Here is an 18,129-nt window from a genome sequence, read left to right on the forward strand (position 1 = left end):
ACTGCTTTTTTTTATTAAAACCTTTCTGGTCAATCGGATACTTTTATAGACTAATTGTAAAAATTAACAAAAATAAATATTTTTGTAGTTTTTATATTACAATTTAGGTACGTTTGTTCATAGCTAATCGAATGTTCATGAACGAGTACAGAGAAGGAAAAGTTGTTGAGCTTAATGCCAGCACGGGGTATGGGATGATAATTGATCAAAATGGTCAGGATATTTATTTTTTATTGTCGGAGGTTTCAAATTTAATATCAGTAGATAGTCTGGTAAGTTTTGATATCATTAAAGTGGATCAGGGACTTATGGCTATAAATATCAGTCTGATGCTTTAATTCAAATGCTGGGTACTGAGGTCAACCGAAGTATTTGGATTTAGTGGCAAACTAAAATAAAACGTAGAGCCTTTATGGTATTCACTCTCTACCCAAATTTTCCCTTCATGCCGTTTTACAACTTCAGCACATATATATAAACCCACCCCAAAGCCTGCAATCGTTTTTGTATTCGCGTTATCCACGCGATAAAAGCGGTCAAATAGCTTAGGGATTTCATGAGGTCTGATACCAATCCCTTCATCCTCAACACTAATAATACACTCATTTCTATTGGCATCACATCTAATGGCTATAAAAGAGTCTTTATTAGAATATTTGGCAGCATTGCTAATCAGGTTATTAACCACAGTCGCAATCTTCTCCCAGTCAGCATACACCATGATTTTTTTGTTCGAAATCACTTGTATAAAATTACTTGGAAGAATTAAACGGTTTTCTTCTGCAATCCGCTCTATAAGATCATTAATGTTAAAATAGGTTTTGTTTAAAATAATTTTTCCGGATTCGAGTAGCGAAACATTTAAGAATCCATCTATCATAACCGACATGCGTTTTAACTGGATGCTTATTTTATCTAAAGTATCCGAAGTGAAATCTCCTACAATGTTACTGCGCTTGTACTGAAGCAATTGAACATAGGCACTTAAAGATGTAAGTGGGGTTTTAAGTTCATGACTAACCATTCCGATAAAATCATTTTTTCTGATCTCATCCTGCTTATGTTCGGTAATGTCTAAAATGGCACCAGCAATATATAATGGTTTGCCATCCTGATCATAATAAGCTTTTCCAGCAACCCTTACCCATTTTGTTTCGTTTTTGCTTAACTTAATTTGATACTCCAGATTAAATCCAGATCGGTGATGCAGTGCTTTTCTAATGGTATCGGTAATGTGTTCAAGATGCGCTGCAACAATAAAGGATTTTGCCATTTCAATGTTCAAGCGCGAATCATCCAGCTTGTAAATTTGCTTTGCCCGCTCAGAAAAAATAACTGTTTTAGTCGCCAGATCAACATTCCACGAACCCATATCTGATGCATCCATGGCAAGCTTTAAAATATCTTTAGCTTTCTGAAGCTCCTTTTTGAATACAACCTGCTGCGTAATATCTCTTAAAATAATCAGTATACTCGTTACCTCATCTTTTTCATTAGTCAAGGGCTGATATACAGCACTAAAATAACCATCTAAAACCAATGTAGATACCTTTACTTCCTCTATGATGAAAGGTTTTCCAGTAACGAAAATATTCTTTACCTTTTTGATGATTTCTTTTTGGCTTTCTAATTCTGGCCTGGCAAGTTCCTGAGGATAACCTATCAGTTCAGCCCGCGTTCTTCCCCATAAGCTCAGAATATTGTCATTTGCATATTCCGTTATTAAATCAGGACTCCTCAGTACACAAATGCCAAGTGGCGCCTGGTCAAAAAGAGCCTTAAAATGAATATTATCCGTAGAGAGATTTGGCTTCAGTGGAGCCGAAAAACTTTTAGGAATCTGCTGCTCATTTAATGTACAGGTAATATATTCAACCGGTTGATTTTTGACTAATACTGGTGTAAAACTAAATTCCCAAATGGCTTGAGGCTGATTAGAATAGATCGGATGGACAATCAGATTTTCATCAGTTCTCTCAGAAATGCAACGGTTAAGCTTATCCAGGAATAATTGCTTCTCATTGTCAGACAATAAATTAATAAGGGTATGTGCAGAATATCCATCTTTTTTAGACGAAAGGTTATTTATTATTTCCTCAAATGATTTATTGGAGGAAATAATCGGATATCCGTCAACTTGAAAGATAAAGGTCGGATTTTTATGCTGCGATAATAATGCATGTAAAAATTCGATCGGATAGTTACTCATAAACAGTTTGAACGTTTATCAAATATAAATTTTCCGCTGTTAATATGGTAATGTAATTTATAGAATACTTCAGTATATTAATATTAAACATTTTTTGAATCTTTCTGTTATTAAAACCTACTGGGTAAAGTTTAGATTTTGTGCCTTTTTATGGAGGCGTTATTTGCAGTTACTTTATATAAAATATGAATCCTGATAAGCTTTATGATGATGGTAAATGGGCCTGTTATGGGGGGCACTCGCCAGTAATAAATGTATTCAGATACTTTCATCAGCTCAACGTTGAAATGGAGTATATTATCAATACCCAAACCTTTCCGCTATCATTTAAGAAAAATAAGTTCATTTGTTCTCCTTTGAACAAGTACAAGAATAGCTATTTACTGATGAAAGGTATAGTAAAAGGATACATTAAGGAAGGTAAAGAAGAAATAACAACCTGGATGGCACATGAAGGAGAATTAATAGGTTACATTGTACACCCTGGTTTTGAAGATGAGTATACAGATAGTTATATCATGGCATTGGAAGATGTAGAGGCAATAGCCATCCCACAAGCCATGATAAAGCAGCTTTATCTCAATTTTGATGTTGCCAATTATATTGGAAGAATATTAACACAGCTTCACTATGCACAGGCTTGCGAACGGGTATTTATCTCACGGTTACAATCTGCTGAAAGAAGATATTTGAGATTCAAGCAGTCTTATCCATATTTAATAAATCGTGTTCCACTAAAGCACATTGCCTCTTTTTTATGCATGAGATTAGAAACGTTAAGTAGGGTGCGCGCTAAATTAGCAGGCCACCACAAAAAATAGCATAATTGTTTTGAGCAAAATTTAAGACTGTTGTACGAGTTGGTAGACAATTCGGAACGGTTTTATCGATTAGATTAACAAGTGAATATGAATTTTTCATTGACTTTTGTCAATGTTTTTGACTTTATTAACAAAAATGATACTTAAAATGTTGATATTATTTTTGTTATATACTTGTTATTCAGTGTGTTGGTTGGTTTTTTGGGCAAAGGTTTATTATTTGTACTAATTAACTGTATTAAATGATCTTTTTTTAAAAAAATATATATATTTGTTCTTACCCTTTCGAGGGTATGTTTTTCATAGGTAGATGTAGGGTCAGAACGGTAGTTCTGGCCCTTTTTTGTTTTATGAACAGAGAAAAGCTTACTTTTGTTTAATGATGAAAAAAAAGAAAGTTATAGTTGCAGTTACGGGTGCAAGCGGTGCTGTTTATGCAAAAGTATTATTCGATCAGCTTACACATCTTCAAGAACAAATAGCGCAGGTAGGTGTAGTGATGAGTGATAATGCAAAGCAGGTTTGGGAGTTTGAACTTGGAAACCATGACTATAGTAATTATGATTTCACTTTTTATCATAAAAATGATTTTAATGCTCCATTCGCTTCTGGATCAGCTAAATATGATACCATGATTATTGTTCCCTGTTCAATGGGTACCTTAGGACGTATTGCACATGGTATATCAAACGACCTGATCTCACGTGCAGCGGATGTTATTCTGAAAGAACGCAGAAAACTGATCGCCGTGGTCAGGGACACCCCCTTTAGTCTAATTCATATTAATAATATGAAAATAGTTACCGAAGCGGGAGGAATAATCTGCCCTGCAAATCCATCATTTTACAGCCTTCCAAAAACAATAGAGGAGGTAGCTGCTACCGTAGTAAGCAGGGTAGTTGATTTAGCAGGTTTCGAGCAGGATAGTTATCGCTGGCAAGAATAGTTTAGTTAACTGCCAACTGAAAACTGAAAACTGAGAACTGAAAACTGCCAACTGAAAAACTGCCCACCGGATTGTTATTTCTCTGTAATTTAAAAGCACTGCCTGTTGTTAGGCTTGTACTACAAACAAATTTCTTATCTTTGCAGGCTACATGAAAAAGGTCGCATTTTATACATTAGGCTGTAAGCTAAACTTTTCTGAAACTTCAACCATTGGCCGTTTATTTACCGATGCTGGATACAGTGTGGTCGAATTTCAGGATCAGGCCGATGTGTATGTGATCAATACCTGTTCGGTTACAGATCATGCCGATAAAAAATGTCGTAAGGTAGTAAAAGAGGCATTAAAGTATTCACCAAATGCATTTGTTACCATTGTAGGGTGTTATGCTCAGCTAAAACCACAGGAAATTTCTGAAATTGAAGGGGTTGATATGGTTTTGGGAGCTGCTGAGAAATTCAGAATCGTAGAATATATAACTGATTTAACTAAAAATCCTAAAGCTGTTGTACATCAGCAAAATATAGAAAAGGTTAATCATAACTTTATTGCTTCTTATTCCATAGGAGATCGTACCCGTACCTTTCTAAAAGTTCAGGATGGTTGCGATTATCCTTGTACATACTGTACTATTCCACTGGCTCGTGGTGCAAGTCGTAGCGATACGATTGAAAATGTAGTACACAGGGCCAGAATGATTGCCGAAAGCGGTGTTAAAGAGATTGTGCTTACAGGGGTTAATTTGGGTGATTTCGGAATCAGAAATGGAGAACGTGAAGATAAATTCTTTGATCTGGTTAAAGCTTTAGATGAGGTTGAGGGAATAGAAAGAATCCGTATTTCTTCTATAGAACCCAACTTGTTGAGTAATGAAATTATCGAATTTGTAGCTACATCCAAACGTTTTGTGCCGCACTTTCACATTCCGCTACAATCGGGATCTGATAAAATTTTAGGATTAATGCGTCGTCGTTACCGTAGGGATCTCTATGTTGAACGTGTTGCTAAAATTAAAGAAGTGATGCCGCATTGCTGTATCGGTGTAGATGTGATTGTGGGTTTTCCCGGAGAAACTAAAGAAGATTTCTTAGATACTTATCAGTTTCTAAATGGTCTTGATATTTCTTATTTACATGTGTTTACCTATTCTGAGCGTGAGCAAACAGTAGCTGCAGAAATGAAGGGCGTTGTTCCTGGTAGTGAACGTAATGATCGCAGCAAAATGTTGCATATCCTTTCGGATAAAAAACGGAGAGCTTTCTATGAATCACAAATAGGCAGCGATTCTGAAGTTCTTTTCGAAGCAGATCAAAAAGCTGGTTACATGCATGGTTTCACCAAGAATTATGTCAAAGTTCGGGCAAAATATGATCCGCTAATGGTTAATGAGCTTAAAGCAGTAAAATTGGTTGGAATTACCGCAGAAGGAGAGGTGGAAGTAGCCGAATTAGAAACGGCTTATGCACATCATTAATTCAATCTAAGCATTTAAAATCTATCCGATAAACACATTTAAAGGTATATCTTCCATCATACCATTTCGCATTGAAGGATGTGCTTCTTTGGTGTTTTCTTTTTCCTTGCTTACGCTTAAAATATTCCTTTTCATCAACATCTTAGTGTTTAGCCTTTCAGCTTTGTTTACTATCTTCGCAACAAATTATTTATATGTTTCCTACCGTATCACATTTTCTTGAGTATTTTTTAGGCATTAATTTACCATTACCCTTTAATACTTTCGGTGTATTTGTTGCATTAGCTTTTGTAGCTGGATATTGGGCATTTACTAAAGAGTTAAAGCGCAAAGAGGCTCTGGGTATTTTGCATCCTGTTCAAAAAACGATTATTATTGGCAAACCCGCTACTGTTTCTGAGTTAATTCTAAATGGCTTATTTGGCTTTTTAATTGGGTATAAATTGGTTTATGCATTAGTTAACTATAAAATGTTTGTCAGTGATGCGCAATCGATTTTAATGTCGGCAAAAGGAAATATTTTAGGTGGTTTGTTTTTCGCCGGATTATTTGCGTATTGGGATTATAAAGAAAAAGAAAAAAATAAACTCGATAAACCTAAGGAAACGAGAGTTTTGGTTCATCCTTATCAATTAATGAGTAACCTGGTTGTTTGGGCCGCCATTTGGGGGTTTCTGGGTGCGAAATTTTTTGATAATTTAGAATATTGGGATGATTTTGTTCAACATCCCATCGAACGATTACTTTCATTTAGTGGTTTAACCTTTTATGGAGGCTTAATTTGTGGTGGAGCTGCCGTATTGTATATAGCCAGGAAGAATGGAATAAAACCTTTGCATATGCTCGATGTTGGCGGTCCGGGTATGATGTTGGCTTATGCAGTTGGACGTATCGGCTGCCATATGTCGGGAGATGGTGATTGGGGCATTGTAAATACCAATCCCAAGCCCTTTGGCTGGTTACCGGATTGGCTATGGTCTTATAAATATCCAAATAACGTGGTTAGTGAAGGGATTCCAATCCCAAATTGTGTAGGTAAGTACTGTAATGAACTGCCACAGGGTGTTTATCCTACACCGCTATATGAAGTAATTGTTTGTTTATTACTCTTTGCCTTTTTGTGGAGCATCAGGGATAAGATAAAAGCGCCGGGACTGATGTTTGGTATCTACATGATCCTGAACGGTATTGAACGCTTCTGTATTGAATTGATTCGCGTGAATTCAAAATATCATGCTTTTGGCTTGTCATTTACACAAGCTGAAATGATTTCTACATTTTTAGTGATCGGTGGAGCTGCACTTTGTATTTATTCGTTAAGAAATAAAAATGAATTTGAATTGAAGCAATAACGATCACTTCACATTACCTTAAATAATGATGAATTACGAATTACTATGCAATAAAGTGATCTCTATTGTTAGGCTCACCGGAAATTTTATCCGTAAAGAAGCCATGCAATTCGATCTTGAAAAAATTGAATATAAAGGTTTAAACGATATGGTTTCTTACGTGGATAAAACCGCAGAGCAGAAACTTGTTCAAAATCTTGAAAAGCTTATTCCCGATGCAGGATTTCTAACTGAAGAGAAAACCATCAATAGGGAAGGAAAAACGTACAAATGGATTATCGATCCATTGGATGGAACAACCAATTTTATTCATGGAATTCCTACCTATGCCATTAGTGTAGCCCTTTATGAAGATGGAGTACCGGTTATAGGTGTGGTTTATGAGTTAAACAGGGCAGAAATGTTTTATGCCTATAAGGGAGGAAAGGCTTATCTTAACAAAAAGGAGATACGGGTTTCTGGTAATCCAGATTTACAATCAAGCTTATTGGCCACTGGCTTCCCCTATTATCAATTTGATAAACAGGCGCAGTATGTTCAGCTTTTAACAGAAATGATGCAAAAGAGTCATGGTGTAAGGAGGATTGGTGCTGCGGCGGTTGATTTAGTTTATGTGGCATGTGGAAGATTTGATGCCTTTTTCGAATACAATCTGCAACAGTGGGATTTTGCGGCTGGATGTTTTATTATTCAGCAGGCAGGTGGTGAAATTTTCGACTTTTCAGGTGGGAACGAGTATTTTAATAAGCGGGAGATTGTGGCTACCAATGCCAGGCTTTCAAACGAAATGCTCTCGGCCATCAAAAAATACTTTTAATAACGTTATAATAATTAATATACATAGTTAAAAAAGAAAGGGTTCGAACAATGTTCGAACCCTTTCAAATTATAGAAACTATGAAAAATGCTTAATTATAGTGCTTCAGAAACTACTTCTTTAACTTCAGGTACCATTCTTTGTAAAAGATTTTGAATACCTGATTTAAGGGTAATGGTTGAAGACGGGCAACCACTGCATGATCCTCTCAATTCAACAGTAACTACGCCTTCATCAAATGATTTATAGGTAATTGCACCACCATCTTGCTCAACAGCAGGGCGCACGTAATCATGTAAAATTTGCTGGATTTTAATTTCAGTTTCAGAACCCTCAAAAACAGGTGCTTCTTCGGCAGAAGCCTCTTTAATTTTCAGTTCAGATTCTACTGCCCCTTTAACGAACTCTTTTAAAATAGGCTCAATATCAGGCCATTCTGCATCTTCTGTTTTCGTGATGGTTACAAAATTACTTGCAAAAAATACACCTGAAACGAAGCTAAACTTAAATAACTCTTTGGCGAACGGTGAATGTTCTGCACTTTCTTTGGTTGCAAAATCTTCACTACCGTTAATCAACAGCTTGTTAACCATGAATTTCATGGTTGCTGGATTTGGCGTTTGTTCTGTATATACGTTAATAGTCATGTCTTAATCAATTAGAATAAACAAAATTAACAATTACCTATCAATTAAAATTTTTTGAGCTGTCTGTTTAGCGTCAATTTAATTTACCTTAGTAAAGGCCTGTATAGTTGAAAGGTGTAATGGTTCTCAATTGTGTTTTTATTTCTTCTGTTACAGTTAAACCCTCAATGAAGTTCGCGATACTTTCAGCATTGATTTTTGAATTAGTTCTGGTTAATTCTTTCAATGCTTCATATGGGTTTGGATAATTCTCTCTGCGCAAAACGGTTTGAATTGCCTCGGCAACTACCGCCCAATTGTCGTCTAAATCTGCATGCAGAGCAGCTTCATTCAATAATATTTTGTTTAAACCGCGAAGGGTTGAATGGATTGCAATTAAAGTATGCGCCAAAGGAACACCAATGTTTCTTAAAACAGTAGAGTCTGTAAGGTCTCTCTGTAGTCTCGAAATTGGAAGCTTAGCGGCAAAAAACTCAAACAATGCATTGGCAATGCCAGCATTACCTTCGGCATTTTCAAAGTCGATTGGATTAACTTTGTGAGGCATAGCCGATGAACCGATTTCTCCAGCCTTGATCTTTTGCTTAAAATAATTCTTAGAGATATAAGTCCAAATGTCCCGATCTAAATCAATAATAATATTGTTTATTCGTTTTAAAGCATCACATTGCGCAGCAAACTGATCATAGTGCTCAATTTGTGTAGTATGTTGTGCTCTTGATAATCCCAGGGTTTCATTTACGAATGCATTTGAAAAGTCTATCCATTTAACTTGTGGGTATGCGATATGATGGGCATTGAAGTTACCAGTTGCACCACCAAATTTTGCACTGTTTGGAATGGATTTTAAATTTTCTAACTGGATTAATAATCGGTCTGCAAAAACGAGGAATTCTTTTCCCAGTTTAGTTGGAGAAGCCGGTTGCCCGTGGGTATGCGCCAACATTGGAATTTCTTTCCATTCAACTGCTAATTCATTAATCTTTTTAATTAAATCATTCAGTGCAGGGAAATAACTTTCTTGTAATGCTAATTTAACAGAATAGGGGATAGCTGTGTTATTGATGTCTTGAGAAGTTAGTCCGAAGTGAATGAATTCTTTGTACTCCTCTAAGGATAATGCATCGAATTTACTTTTGATAAAGTACTCAACTGCTTTTACATCATGATTGGTTACTTTTTCTGTTTCCTTAACCTCTAAGGCATCAGTTTCAGAAAAATTTTCATGTATTTTTCTCAATTCGGCATAAAGACCTTTGTTAAAGTTTTCAAGTCCGGGTAGATTGATTTCGCATAGCGCAATAAAGTATTCAATTTCTACAAAAACACGATATTTAATCAATGCCTCTTCAGAAAAGTATTTAGCTAAACTTTCAGTTGTCTTTCTGTATCTACCATCAACAGGTGAAATAGCTTGTAAAGGGGTTAAATTCATTATGCGGATTATATTTTGCCGCAAATTTACTACAATTGAGGGACTTTAAGTGGTAAATTGTGAAAGAAATGCTTAGGAGGAGAAAAAGGCATGTTATTCCTCTAATCGCATTAAATAAAAAATGGTTAAGCAGTTAAGCTTAACCATTTTAAAGATTTTATTAAAGTTAGACTAAGGTTTAACCTCAGTTTTTTCAGTTGTTGCTTTAACAGTAGTATCTTTTACTGTAGAATCTTTTACAGTAGTATCTACAGATGTAGTATCAGTAATAATTGTTGATGAATCTGTAACTGTAGTATCAGCACCACCATCTTTTTTGCCTGATCCACCACAAGCTGCAACAGTTAAAGATAAAGCCAGGGCTAAGAAGCCTAATTTGAATGCATTTTTCATATTGATAATTGTTTTAGGGTTAATATTTATTATTAATACCCTGAAAATGAAAAAGTAACCCAGGTTATAAGCAAAAAAAATGCCTTAGAATTTCTAAGGCATTTTTTTTATGAGTTAAATTAGACTAGTGTTTAACTTCTTCAGTAGTAGTAGTAGTTTTAACAGTAGTATCTTTTACAGTTGAATCAGTAACTGTAGTATCAACTTTGTTAGTATCAGTAACGATAGTTGAAGAATCAGTTAAAGTAGTATCAGCACCGTCAGCTTTTTTTTCTGAGTTACAAGCAACAACTGATAAAGATAAAGCTAAAGCTAAGAAGCCTAATTTGAATGCATTTTTCATTTTTCTAGAATTTTTGTTTTAAGTAATTAATTAATTTACTCTTGTTAATACCGGTAACCGTAAAAGGTAACCCAAGAAATTAAAAAAAAATAAAATAAAATGAAAAAGCCTTCCTGATTGCTCAGAAAGGCTTTTTTTATGAGTTAAATTAGACTAGTGTTTAACTTCTTCAGTAGTAGTAGTAGTTTTAACAGCAGTATCTTTTACAGTTGAATCAGTAACTGTAGTATCAACTTTGTTAGTATCAGTAACGATAGTTGAAGAATCAGTTACAGTAGTATCAGTACCTTCAGCTTTTTTTTCTGAGTTACAAGCAACAACTGATAAAGATAAAGCTAAAGCTAAAAAGCCTAATTTGAATGCATTTTTCATTTTTTCGAATTTTTTAAGTAATTAATTTAACGTTAATGCCGCAAAGGTAAAAAGGTAACCCGAATATTTTAAAAAAAGATGAAATTATTTTTTTCTGGGTGCAGAGGTTACCCTTTATAAGTTAGTTGTATTAAGCAAAGCAGTAGCTATAAATATTTTTACTAATATTGGGTTACTATTTATAGAAAAACGTATTAACTAGTGAATAACAGTTTAAAGAGTTCAGTTCCAACGGATAGAGAGGTTATATTAGGTATTCTAAATAACTCAGAAGATACACTTAATAAGTTATACAAGGGATACTTTGCGATGGTTTTGCAGTTTATCTTAAATAATAACGGTGATGAAGACGATGCAAAAGATGTTTATCAGGAAGCCATTATTATTTTATATAACAAAGTTAAGGCAGGTAATTTTGAGCTCAGCAGTAAACTTAAAACTTATATCTATTCTGTATGCAGAAGAATCTGGCTTAAGAAATTAACCCAGAACAGTAAGAAGACAGGAAATATCAATGATTATGAAGATGTCTTCGCTGTTGAAGAGGATGTAGAGAATCATGAAGAGAAGGATTTGCAATTTGTAAAAATGCAATCTGCTCTTAATCATTTAGGTGAGCCTTGTAAAACCATTATTCAGGATTTTTATATCCATAATTTATCAATGCAGGATATTTGCGAAAAATTCGGTTATACCAATACCGATAATGCGAAGACACAAAAGTATAAATGCCTGCAACGATTAAAGAAAATATTTTTTCAACCATAATTGAAATGAGAAACGATTTAGAATTAGATGCAATTATTGAGGATTATCTTTTAGGTAAACTGAATGCAGAAGAAATGGAGGCTTTTGAACAATTAAGGCGCAGTGATGCCAGCGTTGATCATAAAGTAGTTTCCCATAAATTCTTTCTTCAGTCTATGGAAGGCTTTGCTGCTCAGTTGCGTTTGAAAGAACAATTAAATAGCATACACGAAGAAATTGATGTAGAAGCATTGGCCACAGATTTAAGGCCACATCCTTCAAAAGTTGTACAATTATGGCGTAAGCATAAATCGGCTATTGCTGTAGCTGCTTCATTTTTGGTTCTTTCTTTAGTTTCTATTTATTCTATTCAGCATAATAGTAAGCAGGAAGACCGTTATGAACAAGTGAGCAGAGAGCTTTCAAAGGTGAAAAAATCTCAAAACAGCTTAATCAGAACAATTCAGTCTAATAATTCTAATGCTGCATCCAAGAATGTAAATCCAGGAAATTTTGGCGGAACGGGTTTCGCCGTTTCTACCAATGGATATATCTTAACCAATCTACACGTTGTAAATGGCGCTGATTCTTTATATGTTCAGAATAATAAAGGTGAATCATTCAAAGTGAAACCGGTTTATACTGATTCTCAAAATGATATTGCGATCTTAAAGATCAGCGATAAAAATTTCAATCATTTATCTACTATTCCTTATACTATAAAAAAGAGTATCTCTGGCTTGGGTGAGAGTGTATATACTTTAGGATATCCTAAAGATGATATCGTACTGGGCGAAGGGTCTGTAAGTTCTAAAACTGGGTTTATCGGAGATACAACACAATATCAGGTATCTATTTTAGTGAATCCAGGTAATAGTGGAGGCCCGCTTTTAGATAATAATGGTAATCTTGTGGGTATTATCAGCGGCAAGCAAGATCAAACAGAAGGTGCTGCATTTGCCATCAAATCGAAATACATTTTAGAAGCCATGCGTGCTATCCCTCAGGATTCATTAGGCGATAATCGCTTATCTGCAAATAAAAGAAGTTTATTATCGGGAATGAAACGTACCAAACAGATTGAAAAATTGCAGGATTACGTATTTATGATTAAGGTTTATAATTAATTTACCCAAACAAATTAATATTCTTAAAACCCTTCAGGCTAATCCCTTTAGGGTTTTTTGCTTTATAACCTTCGCCGGTTAGACGGTCTATCATTTAAATGTCTTAAATAAATATAAAATCTATGTATTTAGTATACTATTGTTTAGCTTTGTTTAAATCACTTAAAATAAATAACTACTATGAGTATAAGATTAGGAGATGTTGCCCCGAATTTTCAGGCGGAAACATCAATAGGTAAAATTGATTTTTACGAATATTTGGGAGATGGATGGGGTGTTTTATTTTCTCATCCTGCAGATTACACACCGGTATGTACTACAGAGTTAGGAAGAACGGCTGCGCTTAAAGGTGAATTCGAAAAGCGCAATGTAAAGGTATTGGCATTGAGTGTAGATTCTGCTGAATCTCATAAAGGCTGGATCAATGATATTAATGAGACGCAAAACACGAGCGTTGAATTTCCAATCATTGCGGACCCGGAACGCAAAGTAGCAGATCTTTATGACATGATCCATCCGAATGCTTCTGAAACTTTAACCGTAAGATCACTTTTTGTGATCGGTCCGGATAAAAAGGTAAAATTGATCATCACTTATCCGGCTTCAACAGGAAGAAATTTTAATGAGGTTTTAAGGGTTATTGATTCGCTACAACTTACAGCAAACTATAGTGTGGCTACTCCTGCAGATTGGAAGGATGGAGAAGATGTTATTGTTGTAAACAGTATCAAAACTGAAGACATACCTGCTAAATTTCCTAAGGGACACCAGGTGATTAAACCGTATTTGCGGACAACGCCTCAACCCAATAAATAAAATTGTATAAGCGTTACCCGATTGCAACTTTATTATGTATTGCGGAAAATTCACTTGCATTATATTGGTAAATTATTATATTTGATAGTTTTGTTTCAATATTAACGCTTAATCTGATTGTTGAATTGATTTTATTTTCCAATTGGTTTAAAGAAATGCTGATCAAAGCATAAATAGTTTATTTATTTTATACATTTTTTTATTTTTTTATGGCAACCGGAAAAGTTAAATGGTTTAACACTCAAAAAGGCTTCGGATTTATTGTGCAAGAAGACAATAAAGACTTATTTGTACATTTTAAAGACGTAGTTGGCGGCATTGACAGCTTGAAGGAAAACGACACAGTGGAATACGAAGTAGCCGACGGCAGAAAAGGTTTACAAGCAGTAAACGTAAAGAAAGTTTAGGCACAAAATTATATCTAATTTTCATCCCTAACATGAAGCCTTCCCAGATGGGGAGGCTTTATTTTTTAGTAATACTGAAGAATGGTTGTTCTTAAAATAATATTGACAGCATTTGTAGTTTTAGTGAAAATTAAGAACTGCACTTTATCCGGCTTAATTTTATATTTTTTTATCAGGTCTTCAGGTTTTGCAGGATAGTTTCTAACAATTACATTTCCACGGAGTGTTTTAAGTAGTTTTAAATCCTTTGCGGAATAAATCTCTTCAATCTTAAAAATACGACCCGGGAAATTCGGATTTATACTTGCTGAAGTATATAGCTGAGTTTGTGGATGCAGCTTTTCCAGTTGGTATTGTTGACCAATGAGGTTAAATGCACCTGACTTTAACAGGGCGGCATCCGGCTCGTAGAGGTAATCGTTAACAGTAAGGTCCTGGATATAGGGGGAAGGTGAATCACTTTGTGATTTGAAAAAGGAGAATACTTTTTCTTTTTCATTGAGTGTGATGGCACAGATTTTAGGGTTAGCGCTGGCATTGGCTTCAACCACCCATAAAATTTCCTTGCATTCATTCCTGATGCTTACAATGTGAATCTCAGTTACATTTTTTAATTCTGATAAACCTGCAGTAATATCCAGCAGCGGTGCTGTTTTAATGAGGATCCGATCAGATTTCGATAAGAGCAGGTCGAGATTGGTGACTACATCTGGTGTGCAGTCTTTAAGCATAAAAACCTTTCCCTGTTCTGCTCGCCGGGCGGGATCTATGTAAATAGTATCATATTTAGCAGAAGTTTCTTTCAGGAGATCTATACCATTTCCAGAATAGAAGATGATATTGTGTGCTCCCAGCTGACTGGCATTGTGTTTTGCAATATCCGATAAATCGGGATTAATCTCACAATGGGTAACAGTTTCGATGTTTTTAGAGAAATAGTAGCTGTCTACCCCAAAGCCTCCGGTAAGATCTATCAGGGTTTTTCCTCGAGCCAGTTTGGATTTATAGGCAGCGGCTATTTCTGATGAAGTTTGTTCAATAGATAAAGTAGTTGGATAGTAAATACTTTTGGTATTGTACCAGGTTGGAAGTTTTTTTTCTGATTTTTTCTTTGCTGCTATTTGTGCCGCTATTTCGGTTGCCGAAATATGTTCAAAAGGACTTTTAGACAATGCAACCTTGCTTACATCTGCATTTAAATTTTCGGAGATGTAAGTTTGGACTTCCGGGGCTAAAAGATGGTTGTTCATTTTTTAGTATCAAGCATTTAGTATCAAGAATCAAGTAAAGGGTATAGGTAGCAAGATTTCGTCTAGTTTCAGCTTTGAGACTACTTATTTTTCATTACCATTTGACAGGTATGTCTGCTCTTGACTTCTAGTAAGATATCTTTTTCTAACGTAACTCTCTCTATTGTTTGTTGATTATAGTAACGGATAGTAACTAATTCTAAACCCTTATTATATTTGATTGTAAATTCTGATGACAGGTCTTTAATCAGTTTTTCTATCTTATCTGACTGATCATCAACACTTACTGAAAAACTGATGGCTGAATTAAGCATCGTGTTGATTTTAATCTTATGTGTATGAAACAGTTCAAATATATTGCTCAGGTTCTCCTCGATAATGAATGAATAATCTTTAGGGAATATGGAGATTAAGGCCTGGTTTACTTTAAAAATGAAAGAGGGTACTGGTAAGGGGTTATTTTCTTTAGTAATCGCCGTTCCTGTACCCTCTGGCTGAAGAAAAGAGCGTACAAATAATGGAATTCCTTTATTTTGGAGTGGTTTGATTGTTTTCGGGTGGATTACTGTTGCGCCATAATAGGTGAGTTCAATGGCATCGTGATAGGAGAGATGAGGGATTTTTTCGGTCTCATCAAACCATTTCGGGTCTGCATTTAGCACACCGGGAACATCTTTCCAGATGGTTACCGCTGCAGCATCTAAGCAAGATGCAAAAATAGCTGCCGAATAATCAGAGCCTTCTCTTCCTAGTGTTGTGGTGTAATTTTCGCTGGTGCCTCCAATAAACCCCTGGGTAATGATAATGTTTTCTGCCAATAACGGAACAAGTTCTTTTTTGATAATCTGGTGGGTTTTAGGCCAGTTTACTTTTCCTTCACGATAACTATTATCAGTTTGAATATAGTTTCTTGCATCTGTCCACAGCGCTTTATTTCCACATTCATTTAACCACGCAGCTACAATTTTAGTGGAAACGACTTCACCGACAGATACAATCTGGTCATAAATATAATCCGGATCGTTATCAGGTTCATCTTCAATTAACCAATCAATTTCTACAAAAGTATTGGCTACATCATCGTAAACCGGATTGGCTTTTCCCTGAAACAGTTCGTCGATAAGCTGAAAATGGAAATGTTTTATTTCCTCAAAAATGGCATGAGTATTTTCACTTTGAGATAAATAGGCATAGGTTAGCTCTTCCAGTTTATTGGTGATTTTGCCCATAGCAGAAATAACGACCAGCAAATCTCCTTTTTTGTAATCACGAATGATATTGGCTACATTTTTTACGCCTTCAGCATCTTTAACCGAAGCTCCACCAAATTTAAAAATATCCATATTAAAATGCTTTAACCTGCTCAGTTGATAAAGCAGCGTTTAGCCAACCACTTTCTAATGTCGCGTTATATTTGTTGTAAAAATTAATTGCAGGCTCATTCCAGTCTAGTACCTGCCATACCATGCCATGGTAATTTCCATTCCTGGATTCTTCGATTACTTTCTCGAAAAGAATTTTTCCTACTCCTTTTCCACGGTATTCTTCAGTTACGATAAAATCTTCTAAGTAGAGTCTGCAACCTTTCCAGGTAGAATAACGGGTATAAAAGAGTGCAAAGCCAATTACTTTATTATCTGCTTCGGCCACGTAAGCTTTCCACACCGGATTTTTACCAAAACCCGAGTCGGTAAAGTGTTCTAAATCTACTGTTACTTCTTCGGGGGCACGTTCATATACAGCAAGCTCATTAATTAAAGCTAATATTTGAGGGCAGTCTTTTGCTTCTGCTAATCTTAATTTTATTTCCATATTTAGTTTGCCGAAATGTCTGTTTTAAAATGTTTAATTATGCGCTTACCGAAGATGCTGCTTCCTATACGCACCATTGTGCTGCCTTCTTCGATGGCCAGCTTATAATCGGCACTCATGCCCATAGAAAGCTCTTTAAAAGCTTCATCCTTTCTAAAGAAACTTACTTTTATGCCGTCAAAAAATACTTTTAATTCATTAAATTCCACAGCAATCTGTTTTTCATTTTTAGTATTCGTTGCAATTCCCATCAAACCCACAATGCGAACGTTTTCTAACTGGCTATATTCTTCAGAACGTAATAATTCTACCACCTCATCAAAACCTAATCCGAATTTGGTATCCTCATCTGCGATGTAAACCTGTAATAAACAATCAATTATGCGTTTATTCTTTGCCGCTTGTTTGTTGATTTCCTGCAGGAGCTTTAAGCTATCTACACCATGAATGAGTTTTACAAAGGGCGCAATGTATTTCACTTTATTGGTTTGTAAATGACCAATTAAATGCCATTCGATGTCTTGAGGTAATTCCTGGGCTTTATCGACCATTTCCTGTACCAGATTTTCACCAAAAATGCGTTGTCCGGCTTCGTATGCCTCTAAGATCGATGCTACTGGTTGTGTTTTTGAAACGGCTACCAAAGTAACTCCATCCGTCTCCACTTCACTTTTATATTGTTTAAGATTATCAGCTATGCTCATTTATAACTATTTTTGGTAAAATTAATAACCTTGCCGCAATTTGGGCAAAAAATAATGTTTTAATTCAAGCATGAAGAGATTAATGTGGGTTTTTGTGGCTTCATTATTGGCTTTAGGTTGCAAACCGGGTATACCGGAAAATATCATAAAGCCGGATAAAATGGAGAAAATTGTTTACGATATGCATATAGTAGACGGTTATCTATCTACTATATATATACCCGATTCCGCCAGACGGGTAGCGGCTGCATATTATATAGGTATTTATAAAAAGTTTAAAATCGATTCGGCTTCCTATTTCAGGAGTTTAACCTATTACAATAATAATCCTGAAGAGTTAGAAAAGATTTATAAAAATGTATCTAAGAAATTAGATGCTCAAAAAGCAAAAATGCAGCGGGCAGATTCTGCATCGTTAGCGAAGCCTAAACTGCAGGAAGCTGCACCTGTGAAATAA

Annotated in this window: 21 protein-coding genes; 11 read left to right on the forward strand and 10 right to left on the reverse strand. The window is 35.4% G+C overall.

Annotation, left to right across the window (positions count from 1 at the left end; translation table 11 throughout):
• Positions 1-137: 137 nt before the first annotated feature.
• Positions 138-338, forward strand: a complete 201-nt coding sequence (locus ACQY77_RS00375; RefSeq protein ID WP_421939972.1) for a cold-shock protein — start codon at positions 138-140, stop codon at positions 336-338.
• Here ACQY77_RS00375 and ACQY77_RS00380 read toward each other — a convergent pair.
• Positions 335-2,209 carry an ATP-binding protein gene (locus tag ACQY77_RS00380; protein WP_421939971.1) on the reverse strand — a complete coding sequence of 625 codons (1,875 nt, stop codon included), beginning with the start codon at positions 2,207-2,209 and terminating at the stop codon, positions 335-337. The two genes, ACQY77_RS00375 and ACQY77_RS00380, sit on opposite strands and share 4 nt — an antisense overlap.
• A 185-nt stretch (positions 2,210-2,394) precedes the next feature.
• Here ACQY77_RS00380 and ACQY77_RS00385 point away from each other — a divergent pair, with 185 nt between their 5' ends.
• From ACQY77_RS00385 to ACQY77_RS00405, 5 genes are all read left to right on the forward strand, one after another.
• Positions 2,395-3,030, forward strand: a complete 636-nt coding sequence (locus tag ACQY77_RS00385) for a Crp/Fnr family transcriptional regulator (RefSeq protein WP_421939970.1) — start codon at positions 2,395-2,397, stop codon at positions 3,028-3,030.
• Positions 3,031-3,412: 382 nt separating this feature from the next.
• Complete coding sequence (locus tag ACQY77_RS00390) at positions 3,413-3,976, forward strand: UbiX family flavin prenyltransferase (RefSeq protein WP_421942402.1); 564 nt, start codon at positions 3,413-3,415, stop codon at positions 3,974-3,976.
• 151 nt (positions 3,977-4,127) lie between these two features.
• The gene (gene mtaB, locus ACQY77_RS00395; RefSeq protein ID WP_421939969.1) at positions 4,128-5,450 is read left to right on the forward strand and encodes a tRNA (N(6)-L-threonylcarbamoyladenosine(37)-C(2))-methylthiotransferase MtaB; all 1,323 of its coding nucleotides are present in this window, start codon (positions 4,128-4,130) and stop codon (positions 5,448-5,450) included.
• 194 nt (positions 5,451-5,644) lie between these two features.
• Positions 5,645-6,802: a prolipoprotein diacylglyceryl transferase gene (locus tag ACQY77_RS00400; protein ID WP_421939968.1), complete on the forward strand. Its 1,158-nt coding sequence runs from the start codon at positions 5,645-5,647 to the stop codon at positions 6,800-6,802.
• A gap of 28 nt (positions 6,803-6,830) precedes the next feature.
• Entirely contained in the window at positions 6,831-7,619 is a 789-nt protein-coding gene (locus tag ACQY77_RS00405; RefSeq protein WP_421942401.1) for an inositol monophosphatase family protein, read from the forward strand.
• Between the two features lie 95 nt (positions 7,620-7,714).
• Here the strand turns inward: ACQY77_RS00405 and ACQY77_RS00410 are convergent, their stop codons facing one another.
• From ACQY77_RS00410 to ACQY77_RS00430, 5 genes are all read right to left on the reverse strand, one after another.
• Complete coding sequence (locus ACQY77_RS00410; RefSeq protein WP_421939967.1) at positions 7,715-8,266, reverse strand: NifU family protein; 552 nt, start codon at positions 8,264-8,266, stop codon at positions 7,715-7,717.
• 88 nt (positions 8,267-8,354) lie between these two features.
• Positions 8,355-9,701, reverse strand: a complete 1,347-nt coding sequence (gene purB / locus ACQY77_RS00415) for an adenylosuccinate lyase (protein ID WP_421939966.1) — start codon at positions 9,699-9,701, stop codon at positions 8,355-8,357.
• Positions 9,702-9,872: 171 nt separating this feature from the next.
• Positions 9,873-10,094 (reverse strand): hypothetical protein, encoded by a 222-nt coding sequence (locus tag ACQY77_RS00420; protein WP_421939965.1) that lies wholly within the window; start codon positions 10,092-10,094, stop codon positions 9,873-9,875.
• A gap of 124 nt (positions 10,095-10,218) precedes the next feature.
• Positions 10,219-10,437: a hypothetical protein gene (locus ACQY77_RS00425; protein WP_421939964.1), complete on the reverse strand. Its 219-nt coding sequence runs from the start codon at positions 10,435-10,437 to the stop codon at positions 10,219-10,221.
• A gap of 153 nt (positions 10,438-10,590) precedes the next feature.
• Positions 10,591-10,809 (reverse strand): hypothetical protein, encoded by a 219-nt coding sequence (locus tag ACQY77_RS00430; protein WP_421939963.1) that lies wholly within the window; start codon positions 10,807-10,809, stop codon positions 10,591-10,593.
• 201 nt (positions 10,810-11,010) lie between these two features.
• Here ACQY77_RS00430 and ACQY77_RS00435 point away from each other — a divergent pair, with 201 nt between their 5' ends.
• The 4 genes from ACQY77_RS00435 to ACQY77_RS00450 all read left to right on the forward strand — a co-directional run bounded on the left by ACQY77_RS00435 (position 11,011) and on the right by ACQY77_RS00450 (position 13,906).
• On the forward strand, positions 11,011-11,577 hold the full coding sequence (locus tag ACQY77_RS00435) for an RNA polymerase sigma factor (protein WP_421939962.1): 567 nt from the start codon (positions 11,011-11,013) through the stop codon (positions 11,575-11,577).
• 5 nt (positions 11,578-11,582) lie between these two features.
• A complete protein-coding gene (locus tag ACQY77_RS00440; RefSeq protein WP_421939961.1) occupies positions 11,583-12,683 on the forward strand; it encodes a trypsin-like peptidase domain-containing protein in 1,101 nt (366 codons plus the stop codon).
• A gap of 180 nt (positions 12,684-12,863) precedes the next feature.
• Positions 12,864-13,499 (forward strand): peroxiredoxin, encoded by a 636-nt coding sequence (locus tag ACQY77_RS00445; protein WP_421939960.1) that lies wholly within the window; start codon positions 12,864-12,866, stop codon positions 13,497-13,499.
• Positions 13,500-13,708: 209 nt separating this feature from the next.
• Entirely contained in the window at positions 13,709-13,906 is a 198-nt protein-coding gene (locus ACQY77_RS00450; RefSeq protein ID WP_090881608.1) for a cold-shock protein, read from the forward strand.
• A gap of 65 nt (positions 13,907-13,971) precedes the next feature.
• Here ACQY77_RS00450 and ACQY77_RS00455 read toward each other — a convergent pair whose 3' ends face one another.
• From ACQY77_RS00455 to ACQY77_RS00470, 4 genes are all read right to left on the reverse strand, one after another.
• Complete coding sequence (locus ACQY77_RS00455) at positions 13,972-15,156, reverse strand: class I SAM-dependent methyltransferase (protein ID WP_421939959.1); 1,185 nt, start codon at positions 15,154-15,156, stop codon at positions 13,972-13,974.
• Positions 15,157-15,236: 80 nt separating this feature from the next.
• On the reverse strand, positions 15,237-16,499 hold the full coding sequence (locus ACQY77_RS00460; protein ID WP_421939958.1) for an aspartate kinase: 1,263 nt from the start codon (positions 16,497-16,499) through the stop codon (positions 15,237-15,239).
• Between the two features lies 1 nt (position 16,500).
• Positions 16,501-16,968 (reverse strand): GNAT family N-acetyltransferase, encoded by a 468-nt coding sequence (locus ACQY77_RS00465; protein WP_421939957.1) that lies wholly within the window; start codon positions 16,966-16,968, stop codon positions 16,501-16,503.
• A 2-nt stretch (positions 16,969-16,970) separates the two neighbouring features.
• On the reverse strand, positions 16,971-17,672 hold the full coding sequence (locus ACQY77_RS00470) for a YggS family pyridoxal phosphate-dependent enzyme (protein ID WP_421939956.1): 702 nt from the start codon (positions 17,670-17,672) through the stop codon (positions 16,971-16,973).
• 70 nt (positions 17,673-17,742) lie between these two features.
• Between ACQY77_RS00470 and ACQY77_RS00475 the strand changes: the two genes are divergently transcribed.
• Positions 17,743-18,129, forward strand: coding sequence for a DUF4296 domain-containing protein (locus ACQY77_RS00475; RefSeq protein WP_421939955.1), 387 nt, complete (start codon positions 17,743-17,745; stop codon positions 18,127-18,129).

The sequence above is a fragment of the Pedobacter sp. genome (assembly GCF_965279535.1).
GTDB lineage: Bacteria > Bacteroidota > Bacteroidia > Sphingobacteriales > Sphingobacteriaceae > Pedobacter.

Coding starts and splice junctions, on each gene's coding strand:
- ACQY77_RS00430 (WP_421939963.1), bottom strand. CDS start 10,809: ATGAAAAATGCATTCAAATTAGGCTTTTTAGCTTTAGCTTTATCTTTA.
- ACQY77_RS00440 (WP_421939961.1), top strand. CDS start 11,583: ATGAGAAACGATTTAGAATTAGATGCAATTATTGAGGATTATCTTTTA.
- mtaB (WP_421939969.1), top strand. CDS start 4,128: ATGAAAAAGGTCGCATTTTATACATTAGGCTGTAAGCTAAACTTTTCT.
- ACQY77_RS00475 (WP_421939955.1), top strand. CDS start 17,743: ATGAAGAGATTAATGTGGGTTTTTGTGGCTTCATTATTGGCTTTAGGT.
- ACQY77_RS00390 (WP_421942402.1), top strand. CDS start 3,413: ATGAAAAAAAAGAAAGTTATAGTTGCAGTTACGGGTGCAAGCGGTGCT.
- ACQY77_RS00445 (WP_421939960.1), top strand. CDS start 12,864: ATGAGTATAAGATTAGGAGATGTTGCCCCGAATTTTCAGGCGGAAACA.
- ACQY77_RS00375 (WP_421939972.1), top strand. CDS start 138: ATGAACGAGTACAGAGAAGGAAAAGTTGTTGAGCTTAATGCCAGCACG.
- ACQY77_RS00465 (WP_421939957.1), bottom strand. CDS start 16,968: ATGGAAATAAAATTAAGATTAGCAGAAGCAAAAGACTGCCCTCAAATA.
- ACQY77_RS00385 (WP_421939970.1), top strand. CDS start 2,395: ATGAATCCTGATAAGCTTTATGATGATGGTAAATGGGCCTGTTATGGG.
- ACQY77_RS00460 (WP_421939958.1), bottom strand. CDS start 16,499: ATGGATATTTTTAAATTTGGTGGAGCTTCGGTTAAAGATGCTGAAGGC.
- ACQY77_RS00380 (WP_421939971.1), bottom strand. CDS start 2,209: ATGAGTAACTATCCGATCGAATTTTTACATGCATTATTATCGCAGCAT.
- ACQY77_RS00425 (WP_421939964.1), bottom strand. CDS start 10,437: ATGAAAAATGCATTCAAATTAGGCTTCTTAGCTTTAGCTTTATCTTTA.
- purB (WP_421939966.1), bottom strand. CDS start 9,701: ATGAATTTAACCCCTTTACAAGCTATTTCACCTGTTGATGGTAGATAC.
- ACQY77_RS00405 (WP_421942401.1), top strand. CDS start 6,831: ATGAATTACGAATTACTATGCAATAAAGTGATCTCTATTGTTAGGCTC.
- ACQY77_RS00450 (WP_090881608.1), top strand. CDS start 13,709: ATGGCAACCGGAAAAGTTAAATGGTTTAACACTCAAAAAGGCTTCGGA.
- ACQY77_RS00400 (WP_421939968.1), top strand. CDS start 5,645: ATGTTTCCTACCGTATCACATTTTCTTGAGTATTTTTTAGGCATTAAT.
- ACQY77_RS00455 (WP_421939959.1), bottom strand. CDS start 15,156: ATGAACAACCATCTTTTAGCCCCGGAAGTCCAAACTTACATCTCCGAA.
- ACQY77_RS00420 (WP_421939965.1), bottom strand. CDS start 10,094: ATGAAAAATGCATTCAAATTAGGCTTCTTAGCCCTGGCTTTATCTTTA.
- ACQY77_RS00470 (WP_421939956.1), bottom strand. CDS start 17,672: ATGAGCATAGCTGATAATCTTAAACAATATAAAAGTGAAGTGGAGACG.
- ACQY77_RS00410 (WP_421939967.1), bottom strand. CDS start 8,266: ATGACTATTAACGTATATACAGAACAAACGCCAAATCCAGCAACCATG.